The organism is Cellvibrio sp. BR, from assembly GCF_000263355.1.
Classification (GTDB): Bacteria; Pseudomonadota; Gammaproteobacteria; order Pseudomonadales; family Cellvibrionaceae; genus Cellvibrio.
On sequence record NZ_JH668206.1, the window covers coordinates 1 to 20,658 of the forward strand.

Here is a 20,658-nt window from a genome sequence, read left to right on the forward strand (position 1 = left end):
GGATCGTTTGGATCACTTTGAATGGACAGGAACTCGGCGCGCCGTTGTTTGTATTTCAAAATAAATTGAAATGCATTCAGCAGATCCTTGTCTTCCGTGGACGAAGCCAGATTGAGTATTTCAATCGTGCGAAACAACGTTGATCGCTGCTTTTTGTAGAGTTGAACCATGAACGGCAAGTAGTTGTTACCCGCGAACGCCATGTAGTGTTCACACATTTGCAGCAACTGATCGCTGTTCTTTCCCAGGACAGGATCAAAAGCTGACACCGATTCGGGTTTATCCAAATAAACCTTGACCGTTCCAGTCAGCACAGAAATCAAATGATCAGTTTGCTTTTGATGGTCTGCAAGGTATTTCTCCAACAGTTTCTGCGCCGAGCGATCCATTTTTAACAGCAGTTTGATAAAAATATCGGCGGCATTATCCAGAGTTCGTGCGTATTGGTGTCGGATTAAAACGATGACCAGAGCGAGTCGCTTGTTCAGCTTTAGCTTCATCAATTCGGCGTAATCCAGGGCCTTGGCCTCGTCGATAAACTGCTGGTGTTTCACCGGTGGCAACCCCAAATCCGCAGGCAGTAGTGTTTGCAGGGAGGTCAGCCATTCCAGGTAGTGGATGTACACATGGATATTGCGAGGAGTTGGGCGTTTCGGTTCATTTTTCAGCGTGCTCCAGCCAAAACCATTCGGCCCGGTGCTGGAACGGAGAATATCCGTGATGCACTGGCGACTTTCAGCCGTCAAAAATTCACACAGTTGACCGTAATACCGGGTGTTGACTTCCGCTCTGGCTGTTTGGCAGATTCGCTCAAGCACGCTGAACGCTGGCAACTCGTATCGCTCCTTGACCAAGTATTCCAACGTGACATTGATGATATCCGGCAGGGCTTCTTTAGTTGTTGCCGCCTCTTGCGCCCAACTCTTTGTTAATCCGGAGGTCTTGGCTGCATCGTAGGGTTTTATATAGAGATAACGTCGAATCAGTTTTACATGACGATCCTTTGCCCCTGACACGTAATAGGTTTGAAGATCCTTGAATGATGCTCTTGAACGACACTGGCTTTTGATGTGTGCGATGATGACGTTTGGAATTTCACCCAATGTGACAAATCTGCCTAATCGTTGGGTCGTCTTTAACTGGATTAGTAATCCCAGAAAGGAAGTGCTCGCCCGTTTGCAATGTTTCACAGCAAACTGCTGCTCTTCCGGTGTCGGTGTGTAGACATCCCCTAACTCGACATGCGTGATATCTGACTTGATCCGCGGATAGGCTGTCTGGTAAATGGCCGCCATCGATCCGCTACTTTGTTAATGGCAGTTTCAGTTGGGACAGTTTTCGCAGGTGGGCTAGTTGCAGGTTTCTGGTCGCCATTTGGTTTTCTCTTAATTTAGTCACACGTCACTCAGCGCCGGATCAATAACGTCCGTGTCCTTGATTGGTTGCGCCGAAGCGAATGGTATGCCCCCTAAGAGAAGGCATACCAATAGCGTTTTTAGGATGTTGTCTTCGTGTGAGTGGCTTGGAGCCGATGAGCAACCTCATCCCAATTAATATTATTGAAAAAAGCATCAATATATTTACCGGCAGCCGCGCCAAAGTCCATGTGATAAGAATGTTCATACATATCCATGACCAACAACGGAACTGTGCCTACCGGGAAATGTGCGTGATCACCCATCCAATAATTTTCCAGCTTATTGAAATGCGTGTTATACCCCAGAACAACCCACCCGGAACCACCGCCCAAGCCTTGAGCGATTTTGCGGAATTCGGTTTCCCAGCGATCAAAAGTACCAAATTGTTTGGCGAAAGCTGAGCGTAATTCACCATCGGCTTTGCCATTACCGCCCAGGTTATCAAAATATAATTCGTGCAAAATGACCGAGCCTGTGCGAATCAAATGCTCCCGCTTGAGATCATTGTAGAGAAACGCTGGCGTGTCGGGGTTTGCGAGTGCCTGACTCAACTGATCATTCACCGCATTCAATGTTTTTACCGAACCGCTGTAATTGTTAGTCCAATGCGACTCGATCAAATTGGCAGAAAGGCCTTTTAATTTTGCGGCATTGAAGGATAAAGGTTTTGGTTTTATTTCGGTGATCATCCAATTTGCTCCTTTAGGTGCTGCCTGAGACGACGATTCAGCTGCGCTAACATTTGATGCCGATGCAATAAGCAACCCTGCGGCAGCGGTCGCACTGGTAGCCAGGAAATCACGTTTGTTTTGGTTAAAATCATTCATTGGTTTTCCTCCGTTAAGTGTAAGCAATGAGTTCGAGCAGATCGAAAGATGACTTAATTAATCCCCATTAACGACACCGCAAGCCCAACAAGCGCCGACATGCCAATCACCTTCATCACATTCATTTTGTAACGAAATAATGCGATACCCGCTGCAACAGCAATTACCGCTGATATCCATTCAAACCGCCCATCAAAGCCTTCTGGCCACAAAATGTGGTAACAGAAAAACAGGGCGAGATTCAAGATCACACCTACCACCGCCGCCGTGATGGCCGTGAGTGGCGCAGTGAATTTCAAATCATTGTGCGTCGTTTCAATAAAGGGGGCACCCGCAAAAATAAAAATAAACGAGGGCAAGAAGGTAAACCAGGTGACAATGGTGGCGGCTACTGCGCCCGCGAGAAATACCATGTCGGTGCCAAATACGGCTTGTACATATCCCCCAATAAAACCGACAAAGGCCACCACCATAATCAGCGGCCCTGGTGTGGTTTCACCGAGCGCGAGGCCATCGATCATTTGCGTGGGCGTGAGCCAACCATAGTGGCCGACCGCACCCTGATAAACATAGGGCAATACCGCATAGGCACCACCGAAAGTGAGTAGTGCCGCTTTGGTAAAGAACCAGGCCATTTGTGTCAGTGTGTGATCCCAACCGAAATAACTCCAAAGTGCAAACAGCGGAACAGCCCAGAGTAATGCACCGGAGATCAAGATCATGCTGAAACGCGACCAGCGGAACATGGCGTGCGCGGGCGTGGGTGTGTGATCATCGAATAACGCGGTGCCGAAGGATTTATCAGCCTTGCCATGGCCACCGCCGCTGTTGAAGTAGTCAGGTAGAAACCGCCCACCCAAATAACCAATCAGTGCCGCTGCAATCACGATGTAAGGGAATGGGATATTGAGTGCAAAAATGGCCACAAACGCGGCGGCAGCAATCGCCCACATCACATTATTTTTCAACGCGCGTGAACCAATGCGATGGGCGGCATGCACGACGATGGCAGTCACCGCCGGTTTGATACCGTAGAACAAACCGGCTACCCAACTTACGTCGCCGTAAGCGATATATACCCACGAGAGTCCAATCAAAATGAAGAGTGATGGCAACAAAAACAGCACACCCGCCACTATACCGCCCCAGGTACGATGCATTAACCAGCCAATGTAAGTGGCAAGTTGTTGCGCCTCCGGACCAGGCAACACCATGCAGTAATTGAGCGCATGCAAAAACCGTTTTTCGCTGATCCAGCGCCGGCGCTCCACCAGCTCCTGGTGCATGATGGCTATTTGGCCTGCCGGGCCACCAAAGCTGACAAACCCGAGCTTTAACCAGAAACGGAAGGCTTCCCAAAAACTGACCGGCGCAGGCGCTTCAACCGGCTGGTGAGCTATTAATTCGGTGGTGTTACTCATGGTGTGTTTCCTTATCTGTAAAAGCAGCCAGTAAGGCATCGAAGACACCATTAGCCGTGGCGATGAGTTGATCGTCGTCATGAATACTGTTGCGCAATCCCCACAGGATTTGCTCCAGCCCACTGGCTTCACTGGGCTGGATACCCCCTACGTCCAGAAAATGCACCAAGGCCCCCAAGCGCGTTAAGCCGGGGTGATCGAGCCTAAAACTGTCAAGCAGAACCTCAAAAGTGACCTTGCCATTCAGGTGAGTGAAACTGGCTCCGTCAAAATCAAAGCCCAGCGCATCGGCGGGACAATCCTTCGGTGCTTGCAACCACACAAAGCGAGCCTCCGGATCGATAAAACGGCGGATTAGCCAGGCACAGGCAAGGCGATCCACCCAGGGACGTTGACGGGTTGCCCATAACCGCCCGCGATAGAGGCTGATATCCAACCGTGGGATTTCACCGGTGTGCTCATGGGGTTCGTTGGGCGATAACTGGCGATTGAGCTGAAGTTCAAGCTGTTGCAGCGCCTGCTGGGTTTGTGCCTGCGCTTCACCGGGGAAAAAATCCGTTGCGGCGATAGCGGTGAAGTTTTTGCGCAGTTTACGCAGCTGTCTGGTTGCTTCTTGCAGGGAACTACTGGCCAATTCTTTTATTGGGGGCAGCTCGTGTAAAAGATGGGCGTAATCATCCTGACGATCAAACAGGCCGCTGAATTGGCCAGCATCTTCGGTATCGACCAGGAGCACATAAGCTGAGCCTTCACTTGCCTCTACTTCTTGCAGCAAGCCATCGAACAATTGCTGATGTTCTGGTCGATGGGGAAGCAGATAAACGCCGTCACGCAATACTGCTGCACCGGAGGACTTGAGGGTTCGCCATACCCGCATACGCACTGTCGCGTTTTGGGTGGGCAGGGATAAGATCAGTAATACCCATTTCATATATTGTAGATCTAGTTACACAAAGGTAGGAAAATCTACAATATTTTATCGATGGTGTAAAGCGGCCAGAATGATCCATGATCGTGGCGGTAACATTACCAGCTTTGGTATTTGGGTTTGGCCCGATACATTGATTCTGCCCCGAATGTTGACCGAATCATTCAGCATCCATCAGGGTTGCCATCTTCTCCATTAAGATAATTGACGCATTATTGCTGAGCTGCTGGCCTTCCTCGATATACTCCCAGACGGTGGCATCGCTCTTCCAGCCGCCTTGTTTCTTGATCAACTCAAAATCCACTCGCTCACGCGCTGCCGATGTGGATAACCCTCTACGGAAACTGTGGCTACTGAGTTCAGGCACAAAATCAAACTCACAGGCTTGCCCCAGCGTTTTGAGCAAAGCATTGACCGCACCTGGAGCCAGCGCTTTTTCCTGAATGTGATCCCAGCGGTTGGTGGGACGAAACACCGGACCGTTGGTGATGCCCGCTGCATCTAACCAAGTTTTCACGGCGGTAGCCGGACAACAAGCGGCCTTTCCGTAAGGTAAAGCTCGCATTAAACCCATGCCTTGCTGGTCGGTCTTGGAGCGCGGCAACCGGATGAGTAGCCCCTCCGGCTCCCAAACCAGATCATTGACCTGAAGAGCAACCAGCTCACTGCGACGCAAGGCGCCGAAGAACCCGGTGAGTACCAAGGCAATATCCCGGTATTTCTTTTTGTTGTCCGGTAAGTGCCGCAAGTAATTTACTAGTTGGGCGATGTGCTCCAAGCGCAACGCCTTGGCCTTGCGCTTGGGCTGTCCATGGGTGCGGCGAATGCCCTCCATGGTTTTACATACCAGCGGATCACGAACCGGGTCAGTCAACCCTTGGTAGTGGTGCCATTGGCTAACGGCCGTGAGGTGAAGGGCGAGAGTCCGGCTATTCAGCACATCGGCCTTGGCCACCAGGTAACGCACCAGGGTATCCCGATCCGTGGGCAACCGCCCGCCCCATTTTTCGAACTGCCGAATCGCTGAACGGTAGGCTGTTCGCGTGTTATTGGAGGTCGCCGCTTGCAGATAGTGGCGCAGTGAGTCGGATTCTGCCAGCGACGGCAAAACTGATTGCTCACTACGCAATGGCGAATCCGATGTGAGTTTGGGTGTGTAGTTATCCATGGTTATCCCTTTTCTGTGGGTCGCTGGAAGGCACCAATGTACTGGTGTTACAAACATCAATTTTTCATTTCTCACTCATAACCAACGATAACATTCATTATCGAAGGTTACTATTTAATTTTTATTGGCTGCATAAAAGTCAATATATTATGTTATATTACGTGCTATGTAATACGTTACTAAATAATCACCGAGGGAAACTGTCATGGCTCGCGCCGGAATCACTTACTACGATGTCTCGAAAGCCGCAGAGGCTATCAAAATCCAGAACCAGGAGCCTACCGTAGATCGTGTCCGCGAGCATTTGGGAACCGGCAGCAAAAGCACCATTGCACCACTACTCAAGCGCTGGCGGTCAGATAATGGGGAGGTGGTCGATGTGAGCGGGTTGCCGAATGATCTCGTCGAGGTAGTAAAAGCCTTACATGAACGGGTTCAGCAGATGGCCGACCAGCGCATCGCGCAATCCCGCGACGAATTCAAGGCATCGAATGATCAACTCCGGAAAGAATTGACTGAGGCCCGTAACAGCATCGCGCAGCTTACCGACCGCCAACAGGATCTGAACGCCCAGCTATCGCAAATTACCGAAGCAAAAGCCCTGCAAAGCAAGTCCCTGGAAGATGTACGCATTAAGCTAGCAACGGCAGAGGCTCAACGCGACGAAGCCCTTTCACGAACTGCTGAATTAAAGGAAAGCGTTGCAGAACTCAAGCAGGAAAATAAGGATATTCGTGATCACTTTGAACACTACCAGCAACGCACCGCCGAAGATCGGCAGCAGGAACGCGAGCAATTCCACGTGGTTAACCAGGGCCTGAAAGACCAGATTCAAGACCTGCAACACCGGCTCATCCAAGCCGAGTCAAGCGCGTCCGAACTGATAGACACTAATGCGCACTTACAACGACAAACGCATGAGCTCGAACAGGCCAATGCGATGAACAAAAGCACCTTGGATAGACAAGTGGTCGATATCGAGAACTTGGAGCATCGACTTAACGACGCCTCGGCAAAAAGCCGGGAGCAGCAACATAAAAGTGAACAACTGGCGGATAATATTGCCGCACTTACCAGCCAGAAAGCAGATGCCGATAAGCAAGTGGCCGTACTATCCCAAGCATTGGAGGCCACTAAAACGGATCTGATAGTCTCTCAGAATAGAGTGGAAGCTCTGTCCGATGAGAACAGGTTGATTCTTCAGGAAAAAGCGGTGATTCAGGGACAGTTTAAGCAGCTTCAGGATTCGCTATCTCGGTAAGGATTTTATCCAGCCCTTGTCAGAAAAGCTAAATGAATCAATGTCTTATTTGCAAAGTGGCTAATTCCAACGCTTTTACCGGCCGGACCTCTAGGCGGTCATCATAAAACCTTTCGCCGGCCAATCACCGTAGGATATATCTCCGGCCCTTAACTCTTCAACGTTCATGGTGCCGGAGGCAATGATGACCAGTTTATGTGCTTCACTGCTAAGCTGCTTCGCAATATTTTTTTCTCGATCCGTTGGTTCCGCCCCCTTTACCTCAAAAAAACAATCCAGTTCAGGCAACCAAAAATCGGGTAAATACAAGGTTCCTTCGGAGAGTCGAAAACCTTCTTTTTCATACTCCCAGATAATGTTTAGTGCATCGAAAAATACTGCCCATCGAGCCTCCAGGCGAGAGCGAAATTGGCAACCTTTATACCGTGTTTTAATCGATTGTATGACCATGCAGTCTCCTTCAGTCGTTTTATCGTTCGCTATGGGTTTCAATCAGAAAAATTGCCAGGGTTGATGCAGCTCCAACGGCCAGTTTGGCATGTCGCGAACTGAGTCCCCGGGATTTTGCATTTTTGCCATGGCCAGTGCCATAGCTATTTCTTAACTCAGCAACACCGTAGGTAATATCGGCAAGATTTTTCAGCAGTCGTTTTATACTGTCACTTGCTTTCACTTCATCCGGAATATCAGAAGGTTAACTTTAAACAAAACCCCATTTTGGCCATAGCAAATGATTCTCATTTGCGTGAGCATTCTCCCTCTCAGCCTACTGAACATCCAGCGCCAGAACATTTCCGCCAAATGATACATAAATTGCCTGTAATCCAGTCATAGCAAGGGTTTCACTCAAAAAGTACCTTTGCTTTTTCTGGTTCATGGATTGGCAAAGCGAATAATTCTGTCCCGGTTTTTGTGATAAATATGGCTCGCCAAGTTTGGTTCAAATTTGAGTTGAAGCCGAAGACTGTCGGTATCCGCAATGTTAAGTTGAGCTCTTATCTTCTCCGCACCAGCTCTGACATCTTTTTCGTGCTGGCAAATTTGTTCGATAATAAAGTCCGTGGCACGAAGCACTTCCATCGCTCCCCCGTTAGCCATAAAACCACCACCTGGGCCGCGATAAACTGTCCCATCAGGCACCGTGACAAAACTGTTTGTAAATTTATCGCGCAGGTTTCGGCGCTGTTCTGTTGTACGCTCTTCACACCCGAAATCACCATTAACTTTGTAGGCCTTGATAGCGTCAGGCCAGTTACGATGAATAATTTCTATCAGGCCGGTATTGGTCCAGGTTTCTATCGTCCCTTCATCATCTTCATGCTCAAGTACATCAATAAAATATACCGAGGTTCCTTTTATGTGAACAAATAACAACTTGTTTGTTCGATCTGGATCGAAATGAATGTGATGAATACCCCACTCGGAAAGTAAAAGATCCAAATGCTCTTTCTTAAGCTGGTCGGTCTTTTTTACCAGATGACTCAGGTGAGTATTTACGTCTTCACCTGATACAAACATACTTTCTATGAGACTCGCAAGCGTAAGTTTTTGAGCGTCGTTTTTAATAGTATCTGAAACAAATACTTGATAATTCGCTTTCGGTAATCGCCGCATTAATATGGAAAAATAATGCGTTATCAACCTTTGGCTATCGTAGTGTTCCGTAGCATTTTTACGTTCTTCAGGTGCACGATCTTGATCTCGTAGCTCCTTGGCGCTTGGTGTTTGATAACCGAAAGCAGTCAGCTGCGAAGTGATATATTTCCTAAGGTCTGACCAAAAATTAATCTTAAGTTTGCTATTCACTTTGCTACGGCACCTTATGTAAAAACCAATTACGTTTTGTGTGTTCTCTTTCACTCACAACCGTAATAAATAACCCACTGCTAAGATCATCAGATACATCAATCAACCGCCTTAACACACCCAACGTATCGAGCTGCTGAGCGCTCAAACTTTCCTTATCCAACTTAACTTGAAGAAAACTAACGTTCTTGAAATACGTAAAATATTTTCCAAGCAAACCTGCAATGACATCAGAGATCTGCACTGCTTTAAGATCATGCGATTTAATAAACTCGTAGTTTTTAAATGGTTTACCATTTTCAGTCAGTGGATCTATTTTAAGAAGCTCTTCGATACTATGCTCCTCATCAAAGATGTGTTTTGAATTTTTAAAGAGATACAATTTCTGTAAATAAAAAACCATAAAGTTGGATATCAGCTCGCGACCATGAAACCCTGATATGAATGGAAGCTCGTCCATTATGACTGACTCTTTCACAAACTCACTTAAAATTTCTGCTCTATCGTTTGGTAGTGCAACGTTATTTTCATCCACAAAGGACACAAGCCATTCACAAAATGCACTGGCTTGATTTTCAGTAACATCGGGATAATTAAAGTATCTGAGTTTTTCCAGAAACTCGTGTTGTTTACCATTGGCAAGTTCATATAAATCACTTTTTAATAGCATGTGATTCATCACATAAAAAGGATTTTTGGTTCCGTCAATGATGGAGTCAATAATATCGACAATAGACCAATATAAAAGATTCAAATTGAAGTAATGAATATAAAACTCGTTATCGAGAAGCCATTTTAATATGGTGTGCAAGCCTTCAGATTTTAGCATATCAAGAAAAGATCCTTTTGCTACATGCTTTAGCTTCAGTTCTTTTATTGATTTTTGTAGCTTCAGACGATCAAATAATGCAGAGAAATCTTTCTGGCAGCTCAGTCCCTTATGCATAATTCCTGCTAAAACAAAGTTGTCTGCTTGATCTACATTAAACCCTGATTCCGTTAAATATAACTTTCGAATGTTATTTGTTTCATCGTAATAAAATGTATAAATATCATCAGTGTTTTGTATATGGTTAAAGCGAATAGCCATATCTCTGTGATCATTTATATCCATAATATTTCTCTCTTTACGTCCACATTAACAATACGAAATGTGTTTAAAAATTAGTCAGTCAAGTCACCTTGAAACAAGTCATCAAGTGTAGGCATTTTGTCTGCTTCATTTTGAATCAGGGTAAAAGAGCGCAATATAGAAGTTTCATAAAATGAACGGCATATTATTTCACCATTGTGCTCAAACCAATGTGTTGTTTCAGGAAGTAATTCTTTTGGAACAGGATATTTAGCAAATGGGTTATGAAATACTTCAAGTTCCGCGCACCATGGTTCATAGCCTTGCGGCCATAATGATCGGTATTCTGGACTCGTAATATCTAAGCAGAAAGGAATGCCTTCGAGAGCGTTAGGCGTGCGATCAAAAAATTCACCTATACGAACGTACCGTAATTGTTTTGTCGCTGCTCCAGCAGACACTCCAACTCGATTAAATTTAGCTATTGAGCAGGCATTTGTAAAAATGACGGCAGATAGCTCACTGTGTTCTTGATTGCGAAATAATCCGGCTGGAAATCCTGAATCACCCAGCAAGCGATCAATCGATTGTGCAGACACAAAACGGTGGCCATCAACATTTTCTACCTGAGGATAAATGCCATACAAATAACTTATCAAAGCTTCTCTCGTCCACGTCATGGATGCTGATGATTGAAAATCCGCGAGCGCAATTATAAAAGGCTTCCCAATAACATGCGGAAGTTCATGATAGTTTTTGCCAAGTTTGTTTCCCAACGTCTTAGCAAATCTGACAGCAGCTGTACCTAATAGGCGCTCTTTACGATCCTGCGGTGGTTCAATAGATTCGGTACTGACATGGTTATAGCGCTCAGGTGGATTGGCTGTCACTGCTTCGACCCAGGCTGATCCACCGAGCCTGTTTTGAATTAAAAAGTCAGGTGATCGATGAGGTTGTGTGACCAATAAACCTTGTTCTCGAAAACTTGCTAATAACTGCGCTTCCCATAAGCGCGTATGAAAATTGTCGGTCTGGCAATCACTTACCCAGTTAGCATCAGGCTTGGGTAATGCAAGGTATAGTTGATTGAGCATCCACGCTGCCACATGATCAGTGGGACTTGTTAAGCGTTTAAAAACGTCTGAAGGCGTTCGTCCTTTCAAATCATGTAAAGCAGGACGTGGTGCGGTATTTGGTAGCATTGATTCTGGCGGAATCCCGTCTTTCAATAGAGGCTGCAACTGCATCATGGCGGTATCGAATGATTGAATATTATCGTTCTGTGACGTAACCACCCAGACGTTATCGACGCGACGCCTTAGCACCATGGTACCGAAAACATCTGTTCTATCATCATGTGTGACAATACCAAATGCCAAGCCATCATCACTTTGCCAAGCCCCAAGAGGCGGTGTATTACCGAAGCCATGACCGCGCGGCAACGAAAGCGCAAAAACATCAAATAACGATCTAGGTAGTTCCTTCATATAAGCTCCGTTTTTTTAACGTTAATGAAAAACTTAGACATCAGTTTTTTGATTTTTCTTGTGATTTTTACTCTAATGTAATCACGAACTAACGGTTGGGTATATCATCTTTTTCGCGTTGAATTTTGTTGTAGATTTCTTCACGATGAACCGCTAAATCTTTTGGTGCATTAATACCGATGCGCACCTGATTACCTTTTACACCCAGCACGATAATTGTCACTTCATCACCGACCATTAGTGTCTCACCGATACGTCTGGTTAGAATTAACATAGCTTTTCCTTTATTTATGCTCGTATTTGTTGTTGCTTTAGAGCCCAACGCTCACTCTTTTTTGGCCAGTCAGGTTTTACAAATTGCGAGCGCCGTCGACTAATGTCGGCATCAAGGTTGCTGACCATTCCTGAATCATGAAGCTCTTTCATCGCTCGTTGTAAATCGCCTGGATATAAATTTGTTTCCTGTAAAAAACGCGCCCAGCACTCATTATCGATTAATAATGGTATGGTAGTGAGCTGTTTGAGCAGGTACTCCTTGGCTGCTCTTCGCACATCTTCTATTTCAAAAAAATCTACTTCGGCGACCGCACTGGATTCACCAAACATATCCAGAGTTGATCGGGTATTGATCTGGTTTCGAAGGCGAACTTGAGCTTGTGTTTCTCGCTGAAGTACGATCATTTTTTCAGCTTCCGTTTTAAAAACAATAATACCTTTGGCGTGACGAGTGAGGTACACCAGAAAATAAAGCACTCTTTTTTCACCGGGTCTTTCAATCGGAATGAACGCTGTCCTTCCTTTAAATATGTCATTAACACCAGCGCGATAATGAGAAAGCAAAAGCATTTGCCGTTGCTGAACTGACTCTGTTCCTGTGTAAAGGATTGGACTACCTAATAGCTCTTCAATATCAGCATCGTGCTTTGCGATATTCGCAGCACGATTAACGAAGTCATACATGATGTTAATTAAAAATTCCGTTTTTGGGCGCTCCAGTAGAGGCTTTAACGTTGATGGGCCAATGATGCGCTTCCATCCCTTTGGATCAACAAAAAAGAAGGTGAAATGGGACTCTGACCAGCTAACAATTTCCGGTATGTGGGTTGTGTAATCGCCTTGCCGACATGCAACGCTAACATCAGGATCGTTATGTTTTCCCAGAAACTCTGACAGGCGCGCGAATGCCTTTTTATCTTTTTCAATGAACAACGCACGAAACTTTACCGAACGCTTAAAGGGTTCCTTTTTTAAAGTTGCTACACATTTTTTCATTTGGTTAATGGATATTCCAATGGATGTATCCCTTAACTCTTCATTTTCATCCGACCATGGGCCAGCAAAACAATCAACATAGTTGATGACAAGTTCAGACTGTCCAATAATCATGAACAGCCGCTCAAGATAGGTTTTGAGAATAGTGTGTTTGATAAACGCTTGTTCGCGGCCGATATATTCCTGTGGTAGTGCCATCATGTATTCCCTGTTAATTATTATAAAAAAATTAATTGCCGCTGATGATATTTAATAACGTCTTCACCACCAATTTGAGCAGCACTTGATCTTGGGTTTCCATTCTTGTTTATGACAAGGATTTCTTTATTTTTCATTGCACCTTGAAGCGCTATCCTGATTTCTTGCGCGGATGCTGGTGTCAAGCTCCCAATGGTATCGGTCAGTGTATGGAAAGGAATTTCTAATCGCTGATTATCTAACAGGCGTGGAATAGCTTCTGATAAATCAGAAATACATTTTTTCTTGGCATCTGCACCAAAATCAAATGGTTCGCCAAAATCCAAGGTGTTCTGCCCTGGTATTTTGCACGCTTGATACCCTAAGGCGAATAAGCCCTTCCCGAGATGGTGCTCAAAACCTGTGGACACATTGGAGTGCTTCCAATGCAAATCCATCATGACATCGCGAGCACGGTATACTTTCGACAAATGAACGAGCCAGTAGGTCCATCCTTTTTTAGGTTTGATAAAAAACAGCGTTATGTGTTTTGCACCTGATGCATGAAGGATCGCGTTGGCTAATTGTTCTTGTATAGCTTGTTGCCACATACCGGCTTCTTTAAGAAGATTAAAACGTTGCCAATCGATGTATTGCGCTAGGCCAATATTTTCCAGCGCTTTTCGATTGGTAGAATTTTCGGAAAGAAACCCCTGTAGTGTGTCGTAGTTAAACGTGAGAATAATTTCGCTGTTCGTGCTAGATAAAATGGTATTGACTAAAGGAAATGGAACATCTTTATAAGCGTATTGATCAAGTATAAAAATGGCTCGCATTGAGCGATTACGCTGTTGGATTCTATTGATAATTGCTGGCGAAACTTTGGCGAAATCACCTTTGTAGAGATGTGTCGTTTTATCTACCAAATGCGAGAATTCGGACATGGCCAATTCATGACGAAGGAATTCCAGATGGGGTGATTCCTTTTCGATGAAGTGATATTCAGCTTCAATATGGCGAGGCTTTTTACGCCCATTATTGATTGTTGCTTCTGCTTCTTTAATAGATTTTAAAATTAAAAATGGTGAGCCATCGACAACGTTTTTCTCGTCGAAGCCACGGTATTTACCGCCGCCGGCAAAGCCATCCACAATCGTTAACGGTAATCTCTCAATGTTGGTGTTGCTCATATACACTTCAACATAACGCTTGAGATAATCGGCAATGATTAAATGTTTGGTATGGCTATGCTCATCCAGCTGCGGTAATTCAGATCCAATTTCCCAATCATATTTTTTATTATTTTTGCTCACACGGATGTTCCTTTTCCTAAAATTATTAAACGGCTATTGCTGGGATCATGTCCCACACTTCACCTTGTAATTCTCTACCGTTAGCACCTTTGGTTCGCTTGACGCCATCTTGACCCCAGGAACCCCATTGCTTGAAAAAAAAGTCGATGCCAGTGCGTTGGCATTGGTCGCGCAGCCTAAGCGCCCACGCTTCTTCCATAGGCCGAGCTTTAGAACCGGATTCGCCTCCGACGATGACCCAGTGAATTCCCTTTAACGAAATTCGACCAAGGTCTTCCAGGAGAGGTTCAACCGAGAGGAAACGCGTTTTTGCCTTGATCGCTTGTAGATAAGCGATACGTGGTACGCCGTAGCGCTTATCTTCAACGGATACGCCCAGCCAGGCATTGTCAGGTACTGTACGTGTTTGAAAATAGACATTCATTCGCTCAGCGCGCTTGGTGAGAATTTGGTAAGCGTGTTGTGGCGTTGCACGAATGGTGTCAAAAATTAGATCGATAAAATCATCTGGTACATCCTCATGAAACATATCACTCATCGAATTAACAAAATAAATGGTGGGTTTCTTACGGTGTAGCGGCTGATCAAGTCTTTCATGCATCAACGTGATTTTGTTAAAGCCGTTTTCATACCCTGGTGTGCCCATAGCGTGCAGCCGTTTAGCCATGACTTCGGCGTAGCAGTATTTACAACCGGGTGATACTTTCGTGCAACCGGTAATAGGATTCCACGTTTGTTCGGTCCATTCTATTTTGCTGTTCGTAGCCATGATTCATTCTCCATGAATTATGCTGAAGTGTAGATGTCCTGTTTTGAAAACTCAAAAAGGACAGATAATGGTTCATCCAATCACAGCGTTACTGTGCGCGTGGCTGTAACGCTTCAAATAATTGGTTTTTGACGGTCAATTCTGTTTTTGTGGTAATTAATTCGACCTGCATGGATTGGGATGCTTGCTGGAGCGCTGCAAGCTGTTGTTTGAGATCCGTAATCACGTCGGCATCCTCTCGCTGCTGTCTGGCTAAATCTGTAAACTTTGTGGTCATCGTCAATAATGATTCTTCGCATGTCCTCAGTTGCGCCGTAAGCGATAGTTGGTGTTGCTCACCCGTGCGAAGTTGCCTTCTGGCCTCACTTATTTCCGTCGCAAGGCGCGCATTGTCCTTATTGAGCTGGGTAATATCCGTTTGCTTCAGCGATAGGGTTTGGTTGAGCTGTCGAATCTCCGCTTGTAACTGCTGCACCTGATGCTCATGACGGCGCTGGTCTTGTTCGCGTTGATCCTTAACCGAGTTGCGGTAATGCTCCAATGCTTCCCGCGCATGGTGATGTTTTTCTTCCAGCGAAATAATGTGCGCGTCTTTTTGCGCGATAAGTTCTTTCTGGCTTTCAAGTTGCTGAGCCAATCGCTCGGTTTTTAACGCAAGCTCCTGTTCCGACCTTACCGACAACTCTCTTGAACGTTCGGCTTCTGCAAGCGATTGACTAAGCGTCTCGTGCTGCTGATTGGCAGCGGTAAGTAGCCGTTGTTGTTCCACTAAGCGATCGTTAAGTCGTTGCACCTCTGCCTGATGCGTTTCCGAGGCCTCCTTGACGATGGCTTGCGCCTCCCCCTGCAGCTGATTTGCCAGATCCGCAACGATATGCCCAAGCGTATCGCCAAGTGCAATACTGTCACCCAGTGCTACACCACCTTCCTGCGCTAACTCGTTCAAATATTTATGAATTGTACCTTTGGAACCTGTATTTCCAAGCTCAATACGCACTGCATCAATAGACGGGTTTGTACCCCGTGCGATAAGGGCATCACGAGCCTTTTTGACTTGTGCTTTGTTAATGCCACTGTTTGCCATATTCAATTGCCCTGATTATTTCGTACTGTAGTACGTACTATGTAATTACATAGTACATTGCGGCACATTAAAGATCAAATATTGGTCATATATAACATTAGATAATGCAGGCTTATCTAATGTTAAAAGGATTTTGGGCGGGAAAGATCAATAAAAATGGTACAGATGGATAATTACCGCTGTAATCCACCCCTTGCTAGAAATACTTACTTTAAATAAGTTCGCAGTACCGATATCACTTGCTCCAAATCGTCCTGACGCTGCTGCGGGGATGCATCATCTGAACCAAGGTGTTCGCGGAGGTGCCCCTCCAATACCTCTGTCATTAGCCCATTAACCGCCCCGCGAATGGCCGATATTTGCTGAAGAATTGCTGCGCACTCAGTTTCCTGTGTCAGCGCCAGTTCCAATGCTTCAGCTTGACCCTTGATACGCCGTACACGGGTCAGCAGTGGTTTTTTGGATTTAGTGGTATGAGCCATAAGACACCATTAGGGGAATGTATATATACTAGGGGGGAGTATATTAAATCTGACCAAAGGATACTTTAAATGCAATCCCACGCCGTTGATATAGATACCCTCCGTCATTCGCATGTGTTTGATGATGGCAATCCCTTGGCGGAGCGGAACATTCGTTGGGCATTGCTGTTGACGATTGTAATGATGATTGCCGAGATTAGTGGCGGATGGGTATACAACTCGATGGCGTTACTGGCTGATGGCTGGCACATGAGTTCCCATGCCTTGGCGTTGGGGCTATCTGTATTCGCCTATGCCGCCGCTCGGCGTCTCGCCCAGGATGCACGCTTTTCTTTTGGTACTTGGAAAGTCGAAGTGTTATGTGGTTACACCAGTGCGATATTCCTATTGGGTGTGGCGGGCCTCATGCTCTACCAGTCTGTTGAGCGGCTGATTTCACCAACCCCTATTCACTACGATCACGCTATAGCGATTGCCGGTGTCGGCCTATTGGTTAACCTTATCTGTGCGTGGTTGCTAAAAGATAACCATGCTCATCATCACGACCACCATGACCATCATCATTCGCTAGATGATCACGAGCATCATCATGACTTGAATTTGCGTGCGGCTTATTTGCATGTTTTGGCTGATGCGGCTACATCGGTGCTGGCAATTGTAGCGCTGACGGGTGGCAAACTGTGGGGGGCCGATTGGCTTGACCCGCTAATGGGAATTGTGGGTGCCGTGTTAGTGTCAGTGTGGGCCTATGGTTTGTTACGCGATACAGGACGTGTGCTGCTTGATGCGGAAATGGACGCGCCAGTTGTGGCTGAAATTCGGGAAGTGATTGCAGCAAGCCCCGTCAAAGCTGACATTACTGATTTACACGTGTGGCGCGTGGCCAAGGGTAAATATGCCTGTATTCTCTCTCTTGCTACCACCGGTGATGTCCAACCCGATTATTTCAAAGAGCAATTGGGTATCCATGAAGAACTCGTGCATATCACTGTAGAGTTAAATGCGCATCCGATTCACATGATGTCAGCACCATGAGCTATTTAGCGGTCGGAATTAAAAATGCAAATATTGTGATTGCACGCCCACGCCCTACCATACCGCTGGACTCCATGCTCCTTATTGCACTATGCTTTTAACCGTATTCACACGATATCCATTTTTATGGTCATTAAACAACGTCACCCTGTGTGGTTAATCGCACTGCTTACTTTGGTCTTTTTAGGCCAATCGTTAGCGGTTGTGGCTATGCCATGCCAGTTGATGGACGTTGCTCCCATGAGCCATGACATGGAATCCATGGATCATTCCATGATGGGTATGCATCACGATATGAGCCAAATGGGTGTCCAGAATAAAACCATGGATATGAAAGCCACTCACGATTGTTGCAAAACCATGGGGCATTGCTCCTCCAGCAGTTGTTCGGCTCCGGCGTTGAGCTATAGCGTGGCTTTTGCAATCCAATCTGACACGTCAGTGAACACCAACGGTTATCACCAGTACATCCCCAGCTCGCCCGTTTCATCCCTCTATCGTCCCCCCATTTTCCGCTGATACAGGACAGTTACGCCTGAAATTTGGCGTATCGATCTTCCAATTGTATTCGCGGGAGTGACATTAGCTCCCTCCGTAGATGTTTAACAAACTTCGCGTTGTTTTGGAGCTTTTATGGTTTTCCAGCGTTTTATGGGCGCTATCGGTAGCTTGGCGATTTCGTTTTTATTGATAAGCCACACCGCATACGCCTCATCCATCCCATCGCCAGCTGCGGCTGCCGATAAACCCGTTCAGTTAGCGGTATACAAAAGCCCGACTTGCGGCTGTTGTGAAGAATGGATTTCCCACCTGCAATCCCATGGGTTGAAATCCACTATCCATCATCCCGATGATCTGAATGTGATCAAAAACCGCTACCAGATCAGTCCCCAATACCAGTCCTGCCATACAGCTGTCTCCCCTGAGGGGTATGTATTTGAGGGACATATTCCAGCGCAGCTCATTACCCGTTTCCTCGCCGAAAAGCCTCAAGGGGCCATAGGCTTGGCCGTTCCTGGTATGCCGGTAGGTAGCCCAGGCATGGAGATGGGCGAACGATTCACACCCTACGATGTGCTCTTGCTTAAAAGCGATGGCAGCAGTGAGGTGTACCTTCGCATCACCAGTTTGACGCAAACTTTCTAAGGAGAATGGGCATGAAAATTCCCGATACCCGCACAGCGGGGATACGCACAACAATGGAATTGATTACAGCAATGGATCGCTATCCGGTGGTACCTGATGTGTTGCCACCCGACCAGTCCCGGCGTCGCTTTGTACTCGGCGCTTCCTCTTTGGCTGCCCTGAGCGTATTGCCATTATCCGGTCAGGTATTTGCGGACACACCCCGGCCAACCAATGGCCCGCAAACTCTGACGGGAAACCAGTTCGATCTCTCGATTGGTTTTCAGAAGGTCAACTTCACCGGCAAACAACGGATCGCCACCACCGTTAACCAGGGCTTGCCTGCGCCCATCCTGCGCTGGAAAGAAGGTGAGCGAGTTAAATTAAAAGTGACCAATACGCTCGACCACGACACCTCCATCCACTGGCACGGCATCATTCTGCCTTCGGAAATGGATGGGGTGCCGGGCATGAGTTTCGACGGTATTAAACCGGGCGAGACCTTCGTTTACGAGTTCGATGTCCAGCAAAGCGGTACCTATTGGTATCACAGCCACTCCGGTTTTCAGGAGCAGACTGGATTAATGGGCGCCATCGTCATCGATCCCAAAGATCCTGATCCGGTTGCCTATGACCGGGATATGGTTGTGCTGCTGTCGGACTGGACGGACACCGCGCCGGAAAAGGTTTATGGCACTTTGAAAAAGATGAGCCACTACTACAACTTCCGCGAGCGGACGGTCGGCGATCTGGTGCGTGACCTCAAAACCAAGGGGTTATCAGCCACCTGGAACGAGCGCGCCATGTGGAACCAGATGCGCATGAGCGAAACCGATATCTCGGATGTGACCGGTTATACCTACACCTATCTGATGAACGGTGTTACGCCAGATCAAGGCTGGTTGGGACTTTGCAAACCCGGCGAGAAAGTGCGCCTGCGTTTTATTAACGGCGCGGCGATGGGCATTTTCGATGTGCGGATTCCGGGATTGAAAATGACAGTGGTTGCCGCTGATGGCCAGAATATCCAGCCGATAGTGGTCGATGAATTTCGCATCGGGGTGGCGGAAACCTACGACGTGATAGTGGAACCCGCTGGCGATAGCGCCTACACCATCTTTGCCCAAAGTAATGACCGTACCGGGTATGCCCGTGGCACCCTGACGACGGATATTGCGTTGCGTGCCGAAATACCGGCGATGGATCCAGCTCCCACGTTGGGTCACCGCGAAATGGGGATGGATATGTCCGGTATGGATCATAGTGGTCATGATATGTCGGGTGGGATGCCGGGTATGGACCATAGTGAACAGGCAAAGCCAGCAATGGAAGCTATGGATCATTCCGGCCATGACATGAGCGCGATGGATCATAGCGGGCACGATATGTCGGCAATGAAAACCATGGATCACAGCCAGCACACCGGCAAATCGCGGTTGGCCAAAGCGGGTTTTGGTAGCAACTTCGATCCACTCGCCAAGATCAATCATGTCGATACGGAATTCGGCCCCCATGTGGATAGCCATTCCGATGCCCCGCAAAGCGGTTTGACCGATCCGGGTATTGGCCTGCGTGACCACATGAAGCTATACGGTCGCCGCGTATTGACCTACGCGGATATTCGCGGCCTGCATCCCACCTACGACAAACGTGAGCCCTCACGGGAAATTGAGCTACATCTGACCGGTAATATGCGCCGCTACATGTGGTCGATCAATGGCCTCAATTTTGCCGACGCCAAGCCGCTGGAACTGAGCTTTGGCGAGCGTGTGCGCATCATCCTGGTCAATGACACCATGATGACGCACCCCATCCATTTACACGGTATGTGGAGCGAATTGGAAACCGGTGATCCCAATTACATCCCTCGCAAGCACACCATCATTGTCCAGCCCGGCTCGCGCATCAGTTACCTCGTGACTGCCGATGCCAAGGGCCGCTGGGCCTATCACTGCCATTTGCTTTACCACATGCCCGGCATGATGCGTGAAGTCAGGGTTGTTTAGGAGAAAC

At 47.0% G+C, this 20,658-nt stretch carries 21 protein-coding genes; 5 read left to right on the plus strand and 16 right to left on the minus strand.

The annotated features are described in order from the left end of the window. The 5 genes from O59_RS18265 to O59_RS18285 all read right to left on the minus strand — a co-directional run. Nucleotides 1-1,295 (minus strand): DUF4158 domain-containing protein (locus O59_RS18265; RefSeq protein WP_040393412.1); only part of this gene is annotated, 1,295 nt, incomplete at its 3' end. A 200-nt stretch (nt 1,296-1,495) separates the two neighbouring features. Then, the gene (locus O59_RS18270; protein WP_007645336.1) at nt 1,496-2,245 is read right to left on the minus strand and encodes a superoxide dismutase; all 750 of its coding nucleotides are present in this window, start codon (nt 2,243-2,245) and stop codon (nt 1,496-1,498) included. Between the two features lie 53 nt (nt 2,246-2,298). Continuing rightward, the gene (gene chrA, locus O59_RS18275) at nt 2,299-3,666 is read right to left on the minus strand and encodes a chromate efflux transporter (RefSeq protein WP_007645338.1); all 1,368 of its coding nucleotides are present in this window, start codon (nt 3,664-3,666) and stop codon (nt 2,299-2,301) included. Further along, entirely contained in the window at nt 3,659-4,597 is a 939-nt protein-coding gene (locus tag O59_RS18280) for a chromate resistance protein ChrB domain-containing protein (RefSeq protein ID WP_007645340.1), read from the minus strand. Before O59_RS18280 ends, chrA begins: the two co-directional genes overlap by 8 nt. Nucleotides 4,598-4,754: 157 nt before the next feature. Beyond that, nucleotides 4,755-5,762, minus strand: a complete 1,008-nt coding sequence (locus O59_RS18285) for a site-specific integrase (protein ID WP_007645343.1) — start codon at nt 5,760-5,762, stop codon at nt 4,755-4,757. A 205-nt stretch (nt 5,763-5,967) separates the two neighbouring features. Between O59_RS18285 and O59_RS18290 the strand changes: the two genes are divergently transcribed. Beyond that, complete coding sequence (locus O59_RS18290) at nt 5,968-7,023, plus strand: DNA-binding protein (protein ID WP_007645345.1); 1,056 nt, start codon at nt 5,968-5,970, stop codon at nt 7,021-7,023. Between the two features lie 90 nt (nt 7,024-7,113). On the opposite strand, the gene O59_RS18295 is transcribed toward O59_RS18290, so the two are convergent. The 11 genes from O59_RS18295 to O59_RS18340 form a co-directional block, all read right to left on the minus strand. Beyond that, entirely contained in the window at nt 7,114-7,473 is a 360-nt protein-coding gene (locus O59_RS18295; protein WP_050977115.1) for a hypothetical protein, read from the minus strand. A 19-nt stretch (nt 7,474-7,492) separates the two neighbouring features. After that, nucleotides 7,493-7,708, minus strand: coding sequence for an abortive infection family protein (locus O59_RS21545; protein WP_157152646.1), 216 nt, complete (start codon nt 7,706-7,708; stop codon nt 7,493-7,495). Between the two features lie 188 nt (nt 7,709-7,896). Continuing rightward, nucleotides 7,897-8,829 carry a hypothetical protein gene (locus O59_RS18300; RefSeq protein WP_040393417.1) on the minus strand — a complete coding sequence of 311 codons (933 nt, stop codon included), beginning with the start codon at nt 8,827-8,829 and terminating at the stop codon, nt 7,897-7,899. Nucleotides 8,830-8,833: 4 nt separating this feature from the next. After that, nucleotides 8,834-9,943 carry a DUF3800 domain-containing protein gene (locus O59_RS18305; protein WP_007645361.1) on the minus strand — a complete coding sequence of 370 codons (1,110 nt, stop codon included), beginning with the start codon at nt 9,941-9,943 and terminating at the stop codon, nt 8,834-8,836. Nucleotides 9,944-9,993: 50 nt separating this feature from the next. Next, the gene (locus O59_RS18310) at nt 9,994-11,388 is read right to left on the minus strand and encodes a hypothetical protein (RefSeq protein ID WP_007645364.1); all 1,395 of its coding nucleotides are present in this window, start codon (nt 11,386-11,388) and stop codon (nt 9,994-9,996) included. 88 nt (nt 11,389-11,476) lie between these two features. After that, nucleotides 11,477-11,662 (minus strand): carbon storage regulator CsrA, encoded by a 186-nt coding sequence (gene csrA, locus O59_RS18315; RefSeq protein WP_040393419.1) that lies wholly within the window; start codon nt 11,660-11,662, stop codon nt 11,477-11,479. 14 nt (nt 11,663-11,676) lie between these two features. Then, nucleotides 11,677-12,858: a three-Cys-motif partner protein TcmP gene (gene tcmP, locus O59_RS18320; protein ID WP_198284835.1), complete on the minus strand. Its 1,182-nt coding sequence runs from the start codon at nt 12,856-12,858 to the stop codon at nt 11,677-11,679. Between the two features lie 20 nt (nt 12,859-12,878). Next, a complete protein-coding gene (locus O59_RS18325; RefSeq protein WP_007645367.1) occupies nt 12,879-14,150 on the minus strand; it encodes a three-Cys-motif partner protein TcmP in 1,272 nt (423 codons plus the stop codon). A 25-nt stretch (nt 14,151-14,175) separates the two neighbouring features. Further along, nucleotides 14,176-14,919, minus strand: coding sequence for a phage Gp37/Gp68 family protein (locus tag O59_RS18330; RefSeq protein WP_007645368.1), 744 nt, complete (start codon nt 14,917-14,919; stop codon nt 14,176-14,178). An 88-nt stretch (nt 14,920-15,007) separates the two neighbouring features. Next, nucleotides 15,008-16,003 carry a DNA-binding protein gene (locus O59_RS22105; protein WP_007645369.1) on the minus strand — a complete coding sequence of 332 codons (996 nt, stop codon included), beginning with the start codon at nt 16,001-16,003 and terminating at the stop codon, nt 15,008-15,010. 206 nt (nt 16,004-16,209) lie between these two features. Continuing rightward, the gene (locus O59_RS18340; RefSeq protein WP_007645370.1) at nt 16,210-16,485 is read right to left on the minus strand and encodes a metal/formaldehyde-sensitive transcriptional repressor; all 276 of its coding nucleotides are present in this window, start codon (nt 16,483-16,485) and stop codon (nt 16,210-16,212) included. 69 nt (nt 16,486-16,554) lie between these two features. Between O59_RS18340 and dmeF the strand changes: the two genes are divergently transcribed. The 4 genes from dmeF to O59_RS18360 all read left to right on the plus strand — a co-directional run bounded on the left by dmeF (nt 16,555) and on the right by O59_RS18360 (nt 20,651). Next, the gene (dmeF, locus tag O59_RS18345) at nt 16,555-17,520 is read left to right on the plus strand and encodes a CDF family Co(II)/Ni(II) efflux transporter DmeF (RefSeq protein WP_007645371.1); all 966 of its coding nucleotides are present in this window, start codon (nt 16,555-16,557) and stop codon (nt 17,518-17,520) included. Nucleotides 17,521-17,646: 126 nt separating this feature from the next. Beyond that, the gene (locus O59_RS18350) at nt 17,647-18,039 is read left to right on the plus strand and encodes a hypothetical protein (protein WP_007645372.1); all 393 of its coding nucleotides are present in this window, start codon (nt 17,647-17,649) and stop codon (nt 18,037-18,039) included. 114 nt (nt 18,040-18,153) lie between these two features. Beyond that, entirely contained in the window at nt 18,154-18,666 is a 513-nt protein-coding gene (locus O59_RS18355) for a DUF411 domain-containing protein (protein WP_007645373.1), read from the plus strand. A gap of 5 nt (nt 18,667-18,671) precedes the next feature. Next, entirely contained in the window at nt 18,672-20,651 is a 1,980-nt protein-coding gene (locus O59_RS18360; RefSeq protein ID WP_007645374.1) for a copper resistance system multicopper oxidase, read from the plus strand. The last annotated feature ends 7 nt before the right edge of the window (nt 20,652-20,658 follow it).